We start from the raw sequence: 16,016 nt of genomic DNA, 5'->3' as shown, positions 1-16,016 counted from the left end.
GATTTACCAATGCCCTAAGTTCGCTTAGGGCATTGGTTTTAATACCCCGTTCTCTAGAAGTAGTGATTTAGTGGCGATAGTGTCGACTAGATCTGTATTATGGTCTGTGATGATGATGATTTTATGTCTAGCAGTAGTTCTAATAGCGTCTGCTATAAACTCTTGTAGCAGAGGAGAAATACCAGCGAAGGGTTCGTCTAATAGACAGATAGGCTGAGGTAAGTTTAGAATGTAAAGCGTCTGGATGAGTTGTTGTTCACCTGTTGATAAGTCACTAATCTTAGTATTTAAATATTGATGAAGGGATGTGCTTCGAATCATGTCTTCTTTCACAACATCTTTTACTGTAAGATGCTTAGGAAAGATATTGAATTGTGGTTTATAGCTGAAGTACTGATTAAGCTTATGGCGATTAGTTATTATTTCATTATCCACTTTGATATGGATGTGATCAGGTTTTGTATTACCGAATAAGATTTTCATTAATGTACTTTTACCAGCGCCATTGCGTCCACGAATATTGAGTATATCTCCTGTGGAAGCAGAGAAGTATATGCCCCTGAGTACTGGGTTACTATCAGTCGTGTAGCTAAGGCTGTCAATATGTAGGGTATGGTTATAGGACATGTAATAAATATTGAATGAGACATGTGATGACTAAACAGCATAAAGCGGTTAGGAGTAAGGTTTTTATAATCGGTGTTTGATTGTTGCGGTGATAGAATAGTTCGTTCTTCTTGAAGGTCAGAAAGTAGATACTGTATAGACCTAACGTGATTATAGGGATAAAGAAAAACAGAACATTGCGCATCGCTATACTTAGGATAATATTTAAGGTGAGTATAGATAGTATGTTTCTCCAAGGGATAATCATATTGGGATGCATAAATGTATAGTAGTTAGATTAATAAGGTGTAATGTACCTCTTTTTATTTATTAGAAGGGAATTAAGATAATTTTAATTTAGGAAGAGACTGATTTATTAGATTAGAAGAACAAGTAGGTTATGTTTATAAATAAAGATGATGTTTTCGTTAGAGTGTAAATTAATTGTAAAACTTCATTGTGTCCGTTGGCATTCGATAGTTTTAAGTATATTTGCCTCTAAACTAATAACATCAATATGAATTTCGGTACTATTATTAAAGAGGCACACTCAGGTGTAGCTTATTTAGCCTTGATTTTCTTAGCTATAGTAGCAGTGAATGCTTTTATGGGATTATCAGGGAACAAAGAGTTTAAAGACAAAGACAGAAAATTAGGATTGTTTGGATTGATATTCACTCATATTCAGTTATTATTAGGTCTTGTACTTTATTTTGTATCTCCAATGGTTCAAGGATTTGGAGTAGCAATGAAAGATTCTACACTAAGACTTTATGCTTTAGAGCACCCATTGATTAATATTATCGCGATAGTATTAATTACTATTGGATGGTCTAAACACAAGAAAGCGACAGATAGTAAATCTAAGTTTAAGAAATTTGCGATTTTCTATACATTAGGATTAGTGTTGATTTTATCAAGACTTCCATGGAAAGTATGGATGCCAAGTTTATTCGCTTAAGCTTATAAAAATATAGAGTAAAAAAGGATCTTCGAAAGAAGGTCCTTTTTTTATTGGTATGCTTATTGCAAATATTCGTCTGTTCTATTTTATAAAACATGAAAACATATCAATATTTACTAGCCATATCTTTTGTAATTTTCTTATCGAGTTTCGGTGGGACTACAAGAATCGTAAAAGAAAATAATGTAAAAACATCATTGACAAAAGTAACTCCAGATTCTCTAGAGTTAGACAACGATTCTATCGTAATGGGAGAAGAAGAAACAGAAGATTTTATCGTAGTAGATGATGATACACAAGCATCTTATTATCACGATAAATTCACTGGAAGAAAGACTGCTAGTGGAGAGGTGTTTGACAACCAGAAATACACTGCAGCCCATAAAACACTACCGTTTGGGACAAAAGTGAAAGTGACTAACTTAAAGAATAAACGCTTTGTGATATTGACTATTACGGATCGTGGACCATTCGTTAAAGGTAGAAGTATAGATATCTCTAAAAAAGCGTTTGGTGAATTAACTGATAATGTTGGTCGAGGTGTTCTAGATGTAAAAATAGAAAAGTTTATAGGAGAAAATGAAGAGCAATTATAGTATAAAATATTATTTTATTGTAATCATATTAACCCTGTTTTTAGGAAGTTGTTCTTCTGTAAAAAATGGACAATACACTTCTAAAGGTAATTATAAATCGAATGTAAGGGCCTCTTATTACCACAAAAAGTTTAATGGAAAGCGTACAGCAAGTGGGGAAAAATTCCACAACTCGGGGATGACAGCCGCACATAAAAGCTTGCCTTTTAATACGAAGGTAAAAGTTACGAACGTAAGTAATAAAAAATCTGTAAAAGTTCGTATTAATGATAGAGGGCCTTTTGTTAAAGGACGCGAAATAGATCTATCTAAAAAAGCCTTCATGAAACTAGCGGATCACAAAGGCGAGGGATTATTACAAGTAGATATTAAAATCATTAAATAATACTACCATTTCTTATAAGGATGATTAGCGATATAAGAGTTATAATACTTTAGATCTCCTGTCACTTCCTCTCCTAACCATATAGGTTTATCGAATTGTTCATTTTCAGCAGTTAATTCTATTTCTGCAAGAATTAAACCTTCATTATCTCCGTGAAAGATATCCACTTCGTAAGTGTGTTTACCAACTTGGATAAGATATCTCGTTTTAGATATTACAAAGTCTTCACATAATGCTATCAGTTGATTTGCTTCATCATAGTTTATTTCTTTTTCCCATTCTAGACGAGAAGTACCTGCGTCATTACTCTTTCCTTTAATGGTGATATAGGCATTAGTGTCTTTTAATCTGATTCGAACAGTTCTTTCTGGATGAGAGTTTAGATAACCTTGAGTTATTTTATTCGACTTAAAGGATTGCTCTATGAATTCTAGAGAGTTGACTAGAAATTTTCTTTCTATTTCGATCATGATTGTTAAGAATAAAATGTAATTTTATGCCAAAATAAACGTTTTTATTTTACTAACGATTTAAAAGTAGATTTTTTTTCAAATGAAATTACGACATATGTTGCGCTCACCTCATGGGGTAGAGGAATTATTTAATAAATATGTTATTGACGGGAAGGTTTATGCTACAGAGGATTTACTTTTTATTGTTGATTTAGTGCATATTTTTAGACCTAAGAATACTAAAAAAATAAATAGAGTATCTATTGATGCGCTCTTAGCTTATCTAAAAACACATGAGATAGAAAGAGTTGCTTTAATGGAATACTTAAAAGACTTGTTATCTAATCGACACTTTAGTCGTATGGTATCAGACGCTGGTATACTACAAGATGCTGATTTCTTCGATGAGGTTAAAAAGAGATTATGGGCCAAGGTGTTGCCTTATCAGCCAGAGAAACAAACGTATGAATACGTTTTAAATCAGGTGTTCTATAAACATACTGATGCTGAATGGGTAGATATGATCCCTGAAGAACAGTTAATAGAATTGTTTACCTTATTAAACTTCAATACTATCTTCACTGAAGAGAAAGATGGTGGTGTCCTTAATGAACTGTTGACATCTATAGATATCATTACTCAACGTATGAGTGGTAGAGCGATGGAGAGCTCGATTATCAATATGGTACCAGAGTATTCTCATTTAGAAAGCCCTTTTAGAGCTTTGGAACAAGAGTTTTCTATCGTATTACAGAGTTTCCATAAAGGAGAAATGAAGTTCTTATTGGAGCATGATATTAACTATAAGCAAATCGTAGTATTGCATAAGCAATGTCAGGAATTTGTAAATCAAGCCTTCAAGAATAGTTCGAAGTATGGTATCTCTATGAAAGTAAACCAAAGTTTACTTAGACTGAGACAACAGCTGGCTAGGGTGTATATTCTTATCTCTATCTTGGTAGTAAAAGAAGGTACAATATTAGAAAGACAACAAAATTCCATAACACTAGCTCGTAAGCTGATAGAATATAACTGTTATAAGTATAATGTGACAGGACTAGTCAAAGAGAGTACACAGTTGATCTCTTATGAGATTACACAACATACTGCTAAAACAGGAGAACATTATATCACGAATACAGGTAAAGAATACTGGCATATGTTCCGCGGTTCTATGGGAGCAGGTATTGTGGTTGGTTTTATGTGTATTTTAAAAGTTTTTGCGCATGAAGCAGATGTAAGTAATTTCGGAGAAGCAATGTTGTATAGTTTAAACTATGCGTTAGGTTTCTGTTTGATTTATTTATTAGGTTTTACTTTAGCTACCAAACAGCCTGCGATGACTGCAGCTACGATTATTACAGCTATTGAGAATGGAAGAAAACAACATATAGACAGTGTAGATAAGCATATTGGTTTTGCTAAGCTATTCGCGAGATTGTTTAGATCACAGTTTATTGCTTTCATTGGTAACGTGATTCTAGCTTTCCCAGTGGCACTTTTGTTGATCTGGGGAATAGACCAGTTGTTTGGTGTAAATATCACTTCTCATGGCTGGGACAAAATGTTAATAGATGCAGACCCTATTGAGTCACGTGCTTTATTTCATGCTGGAATAGCAGGAGTGTTCTTATTTATGTCAGGGATTATCTCTGGTAATGTATCGAATAGAAATAAGCACAATAAAGTGTTTTATAGAATTCAAGAGCACCCATGGCTAAAAAGAAATATCGGTGTAGCTAGTACAACGAAATTGGCAAACTGGGTAGATACAAAATGGCCTGGTATTATTTCGAATGTTTGGTTTGGTATTTTTATGGGTACTTGTGGTACGATAGGAGCGTTTATAGGTTTAGGTATTGATATACGCCACATAACATTCGTAAGTGGTAACATTGCTTTAGGATGGTATGGATCAGGCTTTAATGCTCCTGTAAATATGCTTATCTGGGCTTTTGTAGGAATGTGGTTGATCGGATTAATGAACTTCTTAGTGAGTTTCTCTTTATCTCTATTCTTAGCATTCAGATCTCGTAACATACCTCTTAAGGAAACTAAGGACTTGATCAAAGCAACTTGGAGACATTTTAAGAGTTTTCCGATGGAGTTCTTTTTACCTACATCAAGTGTAATCGTAGATAAATCTGCACAGCAAACAGGGGATAAGAAAGAAGATAAAACAAAGTAATTATTTGTATATAAAATAAGAGGGGCTATTACACGTGTAATAGCCCCCTCTTTGATTAATTGATGTCGTTAGAATCAGTTCCTGTTTTAGATTGACTTTGATGACTTCGAGTATTCTTTAAACTAGTTTTCAACATTTCTGATTGTTCTGCAAATTCTAATCGAGAGACATTGATGTAATCTTCTAAATTATGTATGTTTTTGGCTAGCTTTCTAAGTGATGCTCTATCGCTTTTGATAAAGAGCTCACTTTGCATATTTGCCTCTTCATGACTGAAACCAAGTTTCTCTAACATAACACCTCCTACATAGACAGCAGAGAAGAAAGTCTCCCTATATACTTCTGTAAGACCATCCTGTAAGTATTCATAAGCATTCTTACGGTTCTTCGCTCTTACAATAACTTCTACATTAGGGAAGTTCTTACGAAGTACAGCTACTAGTTGTTGATTTAGTTCAGGAGGATCCATTGCTGCAATAACGTAATCGGCTTGATCCACACCAATAGATTTAAGTATATTAATAGAAGTAGCATCTCCATAATAAACATTAAAGCCTAATTTGCGCAAATGGTCTACACGTTCTGCGTCATTATCAAGAACTAGTGTAGGTACATCATTGGCTTGCAATAGCCGCCCAATAGTATTACCAAAGTCTCCGAACCCTGCAATTACAATTTTCTTTTCAGCAGTAATATGTGATAGATCGTCATATTCTTGTTTGTCTGTAGTAGAAGGGCTTAATCCTAAGTAAGGAGCAATCCATTTCTCATTAAGAAGTAACAAGATAGGCGTCACTACCATAGACAGTGCTGTCGTAGCTAGTAAGTAATCATACCACTGTTGGTTGATTAGATTAATCGTTTTACCTAATGCTAAGATAACGAAAGCGAACTCTCCAACTTGTGATAGTAAGATAGCAAATAAGAAGTTCTGATCTTTTGGGAACTTCTTCCACTTTCCAATAGCTAGTAAAACAATAGTTTTAATTGCCATAGTACCTACTAGTAAGCTAGCTATAATAAGTGGTTCATTGATAATAATCTGGAAGTTGATAGTAGAACCTACTGCAATAAAGAAAATTCCTAAGAGGAGTGCTTTAAAGGGTTCTATATCACTTTCTAGCTGATGCTTATATGGATTATTCGCTAATACTACCCCTGCGATAAAGGCTCCTAGAGCTGGTGATAAACCTACCATCTGCATTAATAGTGATACTCCAATCACTAGTAACAAAGCTGAAGCAGTATAAATTTCTCTAATCTGTAAACGACCTACTGATTTAAATAGAGGGTTTACAATATAATTACCTACTAAGAAGATAATAGATATAGCTCCAAGAATAGCTAGTGTTTTCATAAAAACAGGGGCTCCATCTAACCAGCTATTTGCCTCTGTAGAAATTGGTGTCTTAGTCGAAACGGCTAATAGTGGGATAATAGCCATCATCGGGATAACCATAATATCTTGGAAGAGAAGTACGGCAAAACTTGATTTACCTGCATTGGATTGGTTTAATCCCCGCTCAGATATAGTCTGTAAGATAATCGCCGTAGAAGACATGGTGATTACAAACCCCATAGTCAAAGAGGTTCCGATACTTAAACCAACCCCCCAATGGGCAATGGCTGCCACGATAGCAGTAGTTCCTACTGCCTGGGCGGTACCAAGTCCAATAATCTCATTCTTAATTTTCCAAAACTCTTTGGGGTCTAGTTCTAACCCCACAAGGAACAGCATCATCACAACACCGAATTCGGTAGCATGCATGATGTCAGCACTGTCATTTCCAACAAACTTTAGTACAAAAGGACCAATAAGTACACCTGCAAAAAGGTATCCTAATACAGACCCCATTCCTAATTTCTTAGAAATTAGAACGCATACAACAGCTGCAAATAGAAAGACAAATGCTTGTGCCAAAAAATCATTCATTACGTATAGCTATTTTTTTAGTTAATCAATAATGATGTAATTATCATTATATGTTTTCATAGTTCTTACAAAATTAAAAAAAGAGAATAGGATTATTAAGAATATATTTAAAAAAAAGAAGATTATTTTTGTACAAGATGTTTTTTAGGTCTGAATAGATAATTAGTTGATTAGATGAATCGTAAGATTATACATGTCGATATGGATGCTTTCTACGCTTCTGTAGAGCAATTAGACTTTCCTGAACTAAGGGGGAAGGCGCTAGCTGTGGGAGGTAGTGAAGAGAGAGGTGTTATCGCGGCAGCTAGTTATGAAGCTAGGAAGTATGGAGTACGTAGTGCAATGAGTGCGATGATGGCAAAGAAGAATTGTCCTCACCTTATTTTTGTTAAACCTCGATTTGAAAGATATAAAGAGGTGTCTCGTATTATTCGATCTGTTTTTTATGAATATACTGACCTAGTAGAACCATTAGCATTAGATGAAGCATTCTTAGATGTAACAGAGAATAAGATAGGATGTCCCAGTGCTACGTTGATAGCCCATGAGATTAGGATGAAGATATTAGAGCGAACAGGCTTAACAGCTTCAGCTGGTATTTCGATTAATAAGTTTTTGGCAAAAATAGCAAGTGATTACAATAAGCCTAATGGACAGAAAACGATAGAACCTGATGAGGTGATTAATTTCTTAGAAGAACTAGAAATAAAGAAGTTCTTTGGGATTGGAAAAAAGACTGCGGATAGAATGTATCATTTGGGAATATTCACAGGTAAAGATTTAAAAGCAAAATCAGTAGAGTTTTTAACAGAGCATTTCGGAAAGGCAGGACAAATATATTATGATATTGTAAGAGGTCTTAGCAATTCTCCTGTAAGACCTAATCGAACTATAAAATCAGTAGGTACAGAACGGACGTTCGATGAGAATCTTTCTTCAGAGGTCTTTATTGAGACAAAGCTTGACATGTTAGTAGAAGAACTAAGTTTGCGTTTAAAGAAACAAAGCTTAGGAGGAAAGACTATTACATTGAAGATTAAGTACTCTGATTTTGTACAACAAACACGTAGTACTACTGTTCCTTATTTTGTATCAGATAAAGAGATTATTCTTGATTTAGCAAAGGTGTTATTATATCAAGAAAAACTAAAGGATTCTGTCCGATTAATAGGTGTGTCGCTTTCTAATCTTAATACAGATGAAAAGAAGAAGCCTATAGCAGTACAATTAAGTTTTGATTTTTAATTTTGTATAAATCTGAGAGGTACTTTAGTATTTTGAAGATTGTAATTTTAATGTGTTTAAAGAATGATAAAACCAGCATATTTAAAGAAAGGAGATAAAGTAGCTATTGTGTGTACTGCTAGAAAGTTTAGTCATGAAGAAGCGAAGCAAGCAATCGCTCTGTTAGAATCATGGGGACTCGAAGTAGTATTAGGAGATACTATTGGTTTAGATAATTATCAACTAGGAGGAACAGATCAACAAAGAGCGAGTGATTTTACAAAACAACTAAAAGATCCTAATATAAAAGCGATATGGTGTGCTAGAGGTGGATACGGTACAGTGCGTATTATTGATGATATTGACTTTAGTGGTTTTGTTGACAATCCGAAATGGGTAATAGGCTTTAGTGATGTTACAGTATTACATAGCCATATTCATAATCTAGGAGTAGAGACTATACATGGACTTATGGCTTTTAGTGTAGAGAAGTCTTTAGTAGAGTCAAGAGATTCGTTATATAAAAGCTTATTTGGTGAAGGGCTTGCTTACGAAATAGAAAGTGATAATAGCAATAGACTTGGTACTGCAAAGGGGCAGTTAGTTGGAGGCAACTTATCTATATTATATAGTCTTTTAGGCTCTAAGTCTTCAGTTGATACAAAAGGGAAAGTACTTTTCATAGAAGATTTAGATGAATATTTATATCATATTGACCGTATGATGCATAATCTAAAGCGAAATGGCATGTTAGAAGGTTTGGTTGGTTTAGTTGTTGGAGGCATGACAGATATGCATGATAACGCAATACCTTTTGGTTATGATGCAAAGCAAATTATACTGTCTATAACAGCAGAGTATGATTATCCTATTGTTTTTAATTTTCCTGCAGGGCATGGGGTTAGTAATTTAGCATTGAATCTAGGTAGTCAAGTTCACTTAAAAGTCGATTCAGATAAAGTACAATTAAAGTTTATATAAAATGGCTAAACATCATGAGGTAGGTAAAGAAGGAGAGAATGCAGCCACTGATTATTTGATTAAAAGAGGGTATGAGATTCTCACTAGAAATTATTTTGCTGAGAAAACAGAGTTAGATATTGTTGCTTTAAAAGATAATATCCTTGTTTTTGTTGAAGTCAAGACAAGAAGCTCTCTTGATTTTGGTTTGCCTCAAGATTTTGTAAATAGTCGGAAGATAAAATTACTGATTAAAGCTGCTAATCTGTTTATTACCGAATTTGAAAGAGAAGAAGAAGTTCGTTTTGATATTATTGGTATTTATAAGAAAGGAGAAACTTTTGATATCGAACATATAGAGGATGCTTTTTATTTCTTCTAAATAGAGGATGATTATAATTCTCTAAAAAATGCCTGATTCTAGAAGGCTGAAATGTAGATTTTGTAAGGAGTATACTCTTTTGGTATATAGTTATTTAAAAAAAGTCTTAATAAGGTTTGTTTCTTATTTAGAATCAATTTATTTTTGCACTCATTAAATGAGTCTAAATAATATATCATAGTATGAAATTATTCAATACTTTGGTACTTACTATTTTTGGGGTAGTAGTAGGTATCGCTCAAAACTCTACGGTAAAAGGACGTATAGTTGATGAATCTAACAAACCTATTCCTTTTGCAACAGTTGAAATCGTTGAATTAAATGTTGCTACTCAAACGGATAATAACGGAGAGTTTGTTTTCAATAATCTTAAGAGAGGAAAACAAACGCTAAGAGCTAGTTTTATTGGATTTGGCAATGTATCTAAAACATTAAATGTTGATAAAGATGCTGAGGTAACAAACTTTGTATTAAAACAAGTGGATAATTCTCTTTCTAATATTACAGTTTATGGGAAGAGTAATAAAAACGTAAAGAAACTTCAAAACTTAACAAGATTACCTTTAGGTATACAAGATCAAGTGCAAAATATTTCTATTGTTTCTGACGCTATTATTGAAGAACAAGGAGCTTTGACTGTGACAGAAGCGGCACGTAACGTAGCTGGTGTTACTCAGTTTTCTAGCTATGGAGGTGTGAAAGAAAGTATGTCTATTCGTGGATTTAGAGGAACACCAATATTAAAGAATGGGGTTGCTTTAGATTCTGATTTTAGAACAGCTGCAGGAATTGTGGATATGCAGGGAATAGAAAGTGTACAAGTTATCAAAGGATCTGCAGCTATCAACCAAGGTATTGGTAATGGATTAGGTGCAGCTGGAGGGGTAATAAATGTAGTTACTAAAACTCCTAACTTTAAAAATAAAAGAGAAATAGGTTTTAGAGCTGGTAGTTACGGGCAGGTACGTCCTACAGTTGATTTCGAACAGGTACTAGATAAGAAAGAAACGGTATCATTCCGTTTTAATGGTGCTTATGAAAGAAATGATGGCTTTAGAGCATATACTGGAAATGATAAATATTATTTAAATCCTTCGATTACTTATAAACCAGATGAAAAAACAACAGTTACAGCTGAGTTAGATTATTTGGAATCTAATGCAGTACCAGATTTAGGTACTACTAACTTAGGGCCTGATAATGTGAATAAGCTTTATGATATGCCACATAATAAGTTCTTAGGTTATAAGGATAATTACCTAAAAACAAATATTCTTTCTTATGCTTTAAGAGTAGAAAGAGAGTTAACGGATAAGTTAAGCTTAAGAGTTTCTGCAGTGACTGCTGTAAATAGAAATGATCAAGAAAATATTGGTGTTAGTAAAAATAAAAAACTTGGATATGATTATTTAAATAGATCAATGTCTAAGTCTAATACAAAAGACGAAAATAGTGTTGTTCAAATTGACTTAGTAGGTAAAGACTTTAATACAGGAGGATTAAAACACACTTTCCAAGTAGGTTTTGACTTTAGACAAACTACAGTTACTTCAAATAGTTATGATACTTATTTTAATAATAAGAAACTAGGTAGAGGAGATTTCATTGACACAATTTACGTTTTAGGAGATTGGTCTAATGATCGCCCTGATGGAGTGACTTTCGGTCATAAAGAAGAAACTGTTATAACTACACCTACTATTGGTTTTATGGCACAAGATTATATCCAAGTAGGAGAATATGTACGTGCTTTATTAGGAGTTCGCTATAGTAGACTAAATGGAAATAATACTGAGAATGCTACTGTAGATAGATGGAATCCAATCTTTGGATTGATTGTTTCGCCAACTAAAAATATTAATGTATTTGGATCTTATACAACTACAACAAGTTTAAGACAATCTAACAATCAATTAGCTAGTGGTGGTGTTGGTGGTCCACAAGATACTAAACAGTTTGAAACAGGAGTTAAAACAAGTTGGTTTAATGAACAATTATTGTTCAATGTAACATACTTTAATGCTAAAAACAGCAATTTATTAGCTCAAGTTTATGATGCTAGTGGTAATGCTGTTACTGGTATTTACGAAAAAGCAGGTAATTTAAATCGTCAAGGAGTTGAAATTGATTTGACAGGTAAGATTACAAATAACTTGCAAGTAATGATGGGATATGCTTATCTAGATGCACAATATAAAGATAGCCCTGTTTATTATGAAGGTTCAGCACCGATGAACGCACCAAAACATACAGCTAATGGATGGGTGAATTACCAATTTGATGGATCGTGGAAAGGATTAACAGTTGGAGCAGGAGCTTATTTTGTAGGAAAGAGACCAGTTAATGAGTACAGTTTAACACCTAACGCGGCTCATGGAACGATGGCAGGAGTAGAACCGTTTGATATGCCTGATTATACTACAATCAATGCACAAGTTTCTTACTCATTTAAAAATGCTACTTTAAGAGTATTCGCAAATAATATTTTTGATAATAGAGGTTATACTTCATATTATAGAGGAGGATACATCAATGAGATTGCACCTAGAAATTTTGCAGCTCAGTTAACTTATAGATTCTAATTAAAACAATTGAATTAGTAAATAAAAACACGACTTTACTCGCAGAGTAGAGTCGTGTTTTGTGATTATAGACCTTTTTATGAAGACAAAAAAGAAGAATGCCTTTCGAAAATTAATGAACGATTTACATTTATGGTTAGGTATAGCCAGTTCATTAATATTATTTGTTGTGTGTCTAACAGGAACAATCTATACTTTTAAAAGTGAGATTCAGCAAATGCTAGCACCAGATATGTATAAGCTGACAGTTGTTAAGAGTGAGGTAATACCTATAGATGCCATGAAGGCTTTTGTTGAATCTACTTACCAAGGAAAAGTACAACGTGTAAGTATAAACCATAAGAAGGATGCTCCTTATGTTTTTTCTGTAGGATTTAAAGACAAGGATAAGAAGAACGAAACCGTTTATCTCAACCCTTATACTAATGAAATAGTAGGAGCAGGTAGAGGTCCTGCAGATGAGTTTTTTATGACTGTATTTAAGCTACATAGATGGTTATTATTAGATATGAAAATAGGAAGACCTATTGTAGGGATAGCGACTATTATTTTTGTTTTTCTTTCTATATCAGGTCTGATACTATGGTTCCCTAAAAAGATAAAAGGTTGGAAGAGTATAAAGCCAGGTTTTAAAATTAAGTTTAATGCAAATTGGAAACGTATTAATCACGACTTACACAATACATTAGGTTTTTATACTCTTATTATTGTTTTGATTATGTCTTTGACAGGATTGTGTTGGTCTTTTGAATGGTATAAGGATGGTTTAAGTTCTGTTTTAGGAGCAAAGGTATTCGGTGGACGCAATGAGGCCAAACCAGAATCTACTTTGATAGAAGGAGCTAAGACCTTAGATTTGTCAGACGTTATCCAACGAGCTAATCAAACCATTTCATATGAATATAGAACGATGACAGTATCATTCCCAAAAGGAGATACAGGATCTTTTGAAGTCAGTAAAAATGAAGCAGCACGTTTTAACGAAACTGTGACTGACAGAGTGTTTATAGATCAATATTCTGGTGATATTATTAGACAAGATATGTTTAGTGATAAGAGTGTAGGAGAGAAGGTAGCTAGTTCTATTCGCGCTTTACACTTTGGAGATATCTATGGAATGTTTTCTAAAGTTATTTACTTCATTGTCTGTTTGATAGCTACAAGTTTGCCGATAACAGGTATTTTTATCTGGATAAATAAGATGAAGAAGGGGACTTCTAATAAAGTATAACATTTCTTTATAATTCAGATGTTTTTATGTTTAATAAAAAATGTAACTTTGCTTAATAACCTAATTTTAGATTTATATTATGTATCCAGAAGAAATAGTAAAACCGATGCGTCAAGAATTAGTTGATGCAGGATTTGAATCATTACATACAGGAGCTGATGTAGAAGCAGCTTTACAAAAAGAAGGAACTACACTAGTAGTTGTAAACTCAGTATGTGGATGTGCTGCGCGTAATGCACGTCCAGCAGCAGTAATGAGTTTAGGAGGAGAGAAAAAACCTACTAATGTAATCACTGTATTCGCAGGAGTAGATAAAGAGGCAGTAGATGTTGCTCGTCAGCACATGTTCCCATTCCCTCCGTCATCTCCTTCTATGGCTTTGTTTAAAAATGGTGAATTAGTTCACATGTTAGAAAGACATCACATTGAAGGAAATACTGCTGATGCTATAGCAGAGAACTTAATGGATGCTTATAAAGAATTTTGTTAAGAAAGAAGACCACTAAACGGTGGTCTTTTTTTATTCTATCTTCGTTATTAGTACGTTAATCGATTCTAGTTAATTTGTTTATAAATATTTTTTAAGCAGATACTTTTTATGTAATTTCACAAACATAGTGACTTAGATAAGCGTTAATTTGCGAAGTATGTTTATTGTTGTATATATGTTTAAGTGTATATTTGCGATAAACTAATCGATTAATGCAAAAAATAATATCCTACCCTATATCCATACTATTTGTGATTATTATGCTAATAGTATTATGTGTATTTCACGCCTTACAGTGGATTGCATTTAACTTGTTTGGATATAAAGCTCATAACATTACTGTTAATGGACTTGTATGGTGGCTAATGGCCTGTACAGGAATCCTTGGTACGAGTTATAAGTTCCGTCAAGAAGAGGAGCTTCCTACAGATCGTCCGATCATATTTGTATCTAATCACCAGAGTATGTTTGATATTCCGATGATTATTTGGTTTTTTAGAAAGAATCACCCAAAGTTTGTCAGCAAAAAAGAACTAGGAAAAGGGTTCCCTAGTGTGTCCTATAATCTTAACCATGGAGGCTCTGTATTAATAGACCGTAAGGATGCTAAGCAGGCGCTAAGTGCTATTAAAGGATTAGGACAGTATATTACTAAGCATAACCGATCTGCAGTAATCTTCCCAGAAGGGACACGTAGTAGAGACGGTAAGTTGAAGAGGTTCTCTGAGAATGGAGTTAAAATGCTTTGTAAGTTTGCTCCTGATGCATTAGTTGTGCCTTTGACCATTAATAATTCTTGGAAGATATTCCGTTTCGGAAACTTCCCTTATGGGTTAGGAGCGAAAATAAGCTTATATGCTCATCAACCTTTTGCTGTGAAAGAGTATTCTTTCGAGGAAATTATGAAGAGATGTGAAGAACAAATCAAATCAAAACTAGAATAAGTTTCTAAATATAAACTAGTCTTTTACTACTATCAAGCAAACTAAACCAAGGAGTAGTATAAAGACATAAACATAATAATATGTCTATAAAGAATGTTCGCCTAGAAGTAATGCAATTCTTAGAAAAGAATATTGATAGCTTCGTAGAAAGTTATCTGATCCCCGTAGAGAAAATATGGCAACCATCAGACTTATTACCAGACTCAGAAGGTGAAAACTTTTTGGAAGAGGTAAAAGAATTAAGAGAATACGCTAAAGAATTACCTTATGATTTTTGGGTTGTTTTAGTAGGTGATACAATCACTGAAGAGGCATTGCCAACGTATGAATCATGGTTGATGGATGTAGAAGGAGTGAACCAAAAAGATGGTGAAGGTGGTAATGGATGGGCTAAATGGTTACGTCACTGGACTGGTGAAGAGAACCGTCACGGAGATCTTCTTAATAAGTATCTATATTTATCTGGTAGAGTAGATATGAAAGAGATAGAGATTACTACTCATCACTTGATTAATGATGGTTTTGATCCAGGTACTGATAGAGACCCTTATAAGAACTTTGTATTTACGAGTTTCCAAGAGTTAGCGACTTATATTTCTCATAATCGTGTAGCTAAATTAGCGAAGCAGTATGGAGACCATAAGTTGTCTAAGATCTGTAGATTGATTGCAGGGGATGAGATGAGACATCACCATGCATATAGTGAGTTTGTTGACCGTATCTTTAAAGTAGATCCTAGCGAAATGTTATTAGCATTTGTAGATATGATGAAGAGAAAGATCACGATGCCTGCTAACCTAATTCGTGAATCAGGAGGTAAGATGGGGGATGCTTTTGAGCTGTTCTCTGATTCTGCACAGCGAATAGGTGTTTATACAGCACATGATTATATCGATATTATGCAGAAATTAATTGACCGTTGGCAAGTAGCAGAGTTGAATAATCTTACTGATGACGCAGAGAAAGCAAGAGATTATCTAATGAAGTTGCCAGCGCGTATGGCTAGAGTAGCTGACCGTATGACTATCGGTAAAGAAGAACACATATTTAAGTGGGTTAAACCAGCCCTTATTAAATAA

15 protein-coding genes are annotated in these 16,016 nt (G+C 34.0%); 12 read left to right on the top strand and 3 right to left on the bottom strand.

The features are described from left to right. Nucleotides 1–24: 24 nt before the first annotated feature. Nucleotides 25–627, bottom strand: coding sequence for an ATP-binding cassette domain-containing protein (locus MODO_RS10560; protein WP_080650513.1), 603 nt, complete (start codon nt 625–627; stop codon nt 25–27). A 496-nt stretch (nt 628–1,123) separates the two neighbouring features. Here MODO_RS10560 and MODO_RS10555 point away from each other — a divergent pair, with 496 nt between their 5' ends. The 3 genes from MODO_RS10555 (at nt 1,124) to MODO_RS10545 (ending at nt 2,551) form a co-directional block, all read left to right on the top strand. Beyond that, entirely contained in the window at nt 1,124–1,567 is a 444-nt protein-coding gene (locus MODO_RS10555) for a hypothetical protein (RefSeq protein ID WP_006259908.1), read from the top strand. 98 nt (nt 1,568–1,665) lie between these two features. Next, nucleotides 1,666–2,166, top strand: coding sequence for a septal ring lytic transglycosylase RlpA family protein (locus tag MODO_RS10550; protein ID WP_006259907.1), 501 nt, complete (start codon nt 1,666–1,668; stop codon nt 2,164–2,166). Further along, nucleotides 2,150–2,551, top strand: a complete 402-nt coding sequence (locus MODO_RS10545) for a septal ring lytic transglycosylase RlpA family protein (RefSeq protein WP_006259906.1) — start codon at nt 2,150–2,152, stop codon at nt 2,549–2,551. The genes MODO_RS10550 and MODO_RS10545 overlap by 17 nt, the downstream gene beginning before the upstream one ends. Before the next feature lie 2 nt (nt 2,552–2,553). Here MODO_RS10545 and MODO_RS10540 read toward each other — a convergent pair whose 3' ends face one another. Beyond that, nucleotides 2,554–3,021 carry a CYTH domain-containing protein gene (locus MODO_RS10540; RefSeq protein ID WP_006259905.1) on the bottom strand — a complete coding sequence of 156 codons (468 nt, stop codon included), beginning with the start codon at nt 3,019–3,021 and terminating at the stop codon, nt 2,554–2,556. A 97-nt stretch (nt 3,022–3,118) separates the two neighbouring features. Here MODO_RS10540 and MODO_RS10535 point away from each other — a divergent pair, with 97 nt between their 5' ends. Then, nucleotides 3,119–5,191: a site-specific recombinase gene (locus MODO_RS10535; RefSeq protein ID WP_006259904.1), complete on the top strand. Its 2,073-nt coding sequence runs from the start codon at nt 3,119–3,121 to the stop codon at nt 5,189–5,191. Between the two features lie 55 nt (nt 5,192–5,246). On the opposite strand, the gene MODO_RS10530 is transcribed toward MODO_RS10535, so the two are convergent. Next, on the bottom strand, nt 5,247–7,124 hold the full coding sequence (locus tag MODO_RS10530; protein WP_006259903.1) for a monovalent cation:proton antiporter-2 (CPA2) family protein: 1,878 nt from the start codon (nt 7,122–7,124) through the stop codon (nt 5,247–5,249). A 174-nt stretch (nt 7,125–7,298) separates the two neighbouring features. On the opposite strand from MODO_RS10530, the gene dinB reads away from it, so the two are divergent. The 8 genes from dinB to MODO_RS10490 all read left to right on the top strand — a co-directional run bounded on the left by dinB (nt 7,299) and on the right by MODO_RS10490 (nt 16,016). Then, nucleotides 7,299–8,369, top strand: coding sequence for a DNA polymerase IV (gene dinB, locus MODO_RS10525; RefSeq protein WP_006259902.1), 1,071 nt, complete (start codon nt 7,299–7,301; stop codon nt 8,367–8,369). Between the two features lie 63 nt (nt 8,370–8,432). Beyond that, nucleotides 8,433–9,329 carry a S66 peptidase family protein gene (locus MODO_RS10520; protein WP_006259901.1) on the top strand — a complete coding sequence of 299 codons (897 nt, stop codon included), beginning with the start codon at nt 8,433–8,435 and terminating at the stop codon, nt 9,327–9,329. Between the two features lies 1 nt (nt 9,330). Continuing rightward, on the top strand, nt 9,331–9,690 hold the full coding sequence (locus MODO_RS10515; RefSeq protein WP_006259900.1) for a YraN family protein: 360 nt from the start codon (nt 9,331–9,333) through the stop codon (nt 9,688–9,690). Nucleotides 9,691–9,872: 182 nt separating this feature from the next. Further along, on the top strand, nt 9,873–12,272 hold the full coding sequence (locus MODO_RS10510) for a TonB-dependent receptor (protein WP_006259899.1): 2,400 nt from the start codon (nt 9,873–9,875) through the stop codon (nt 12,270–12,272). 79 nt (nt 12,273–12,351) lie between these two features. Continuing rightward, a complete protein-coding gene (locus MODO_RS10505; protein WP_172461570.1) occupies nt 12,352–13,503 on the top strand; it encodes a PepSY-associated TM helix domain-containing protein in 1,152 nt (383 codons plus the stop codon). 79 nt (nt 13,504–13,582) lie between these two features. Next, nucleotides 13,583–13,993, top strand: a complete 411-nt coding sequence (locus tag MODO_RS10500; protein ID WP_006259897.1) for a BrxA/BrxB family bacilliredoxin — start codon at nt 13,583–13,585, stop codon at nt 13,991–13,993. A gap of 212 nt (nt 13,994–14,205) precedes the next feature. Then, on the top strand, nt 14,206–14,937 hold the full coding sequence (locus MODO_RS10495; RefSeq protein ID WP_006259896.1) for a lysophospholipid acyltransferase family protein: 732 nt from the start codon (nt 14,206–14,208) through the stop codon (nt 14,935–14,937). A gap of 80 nt (nt 14,938–15,017) precedes the next feature. After that, a complete protein-coding gene (locus tag MODO_RS10490; RefSeq protein WP_006259895.1) occupies nt 15,018–16,016 on the top strand; it encodes an acyl-ACP desaturase in 999 nt (332 codons plus the stop codon).

The sequence above is a fragment of the Myroides odoratimimus genome, from assembly GCF_001485415.1.
Classification (GTDB): Bacteria; Bacteroidota; Bacteroidia; order Flavobacteriales; family Flavobacteriaceae; genus Flavobacterium; species Flavobacterium odoratimimum.
Note: the sequence above shows the minus strand (reverse complement) of the source record. Positions and strands in the feature narration are given on the sequence as shown.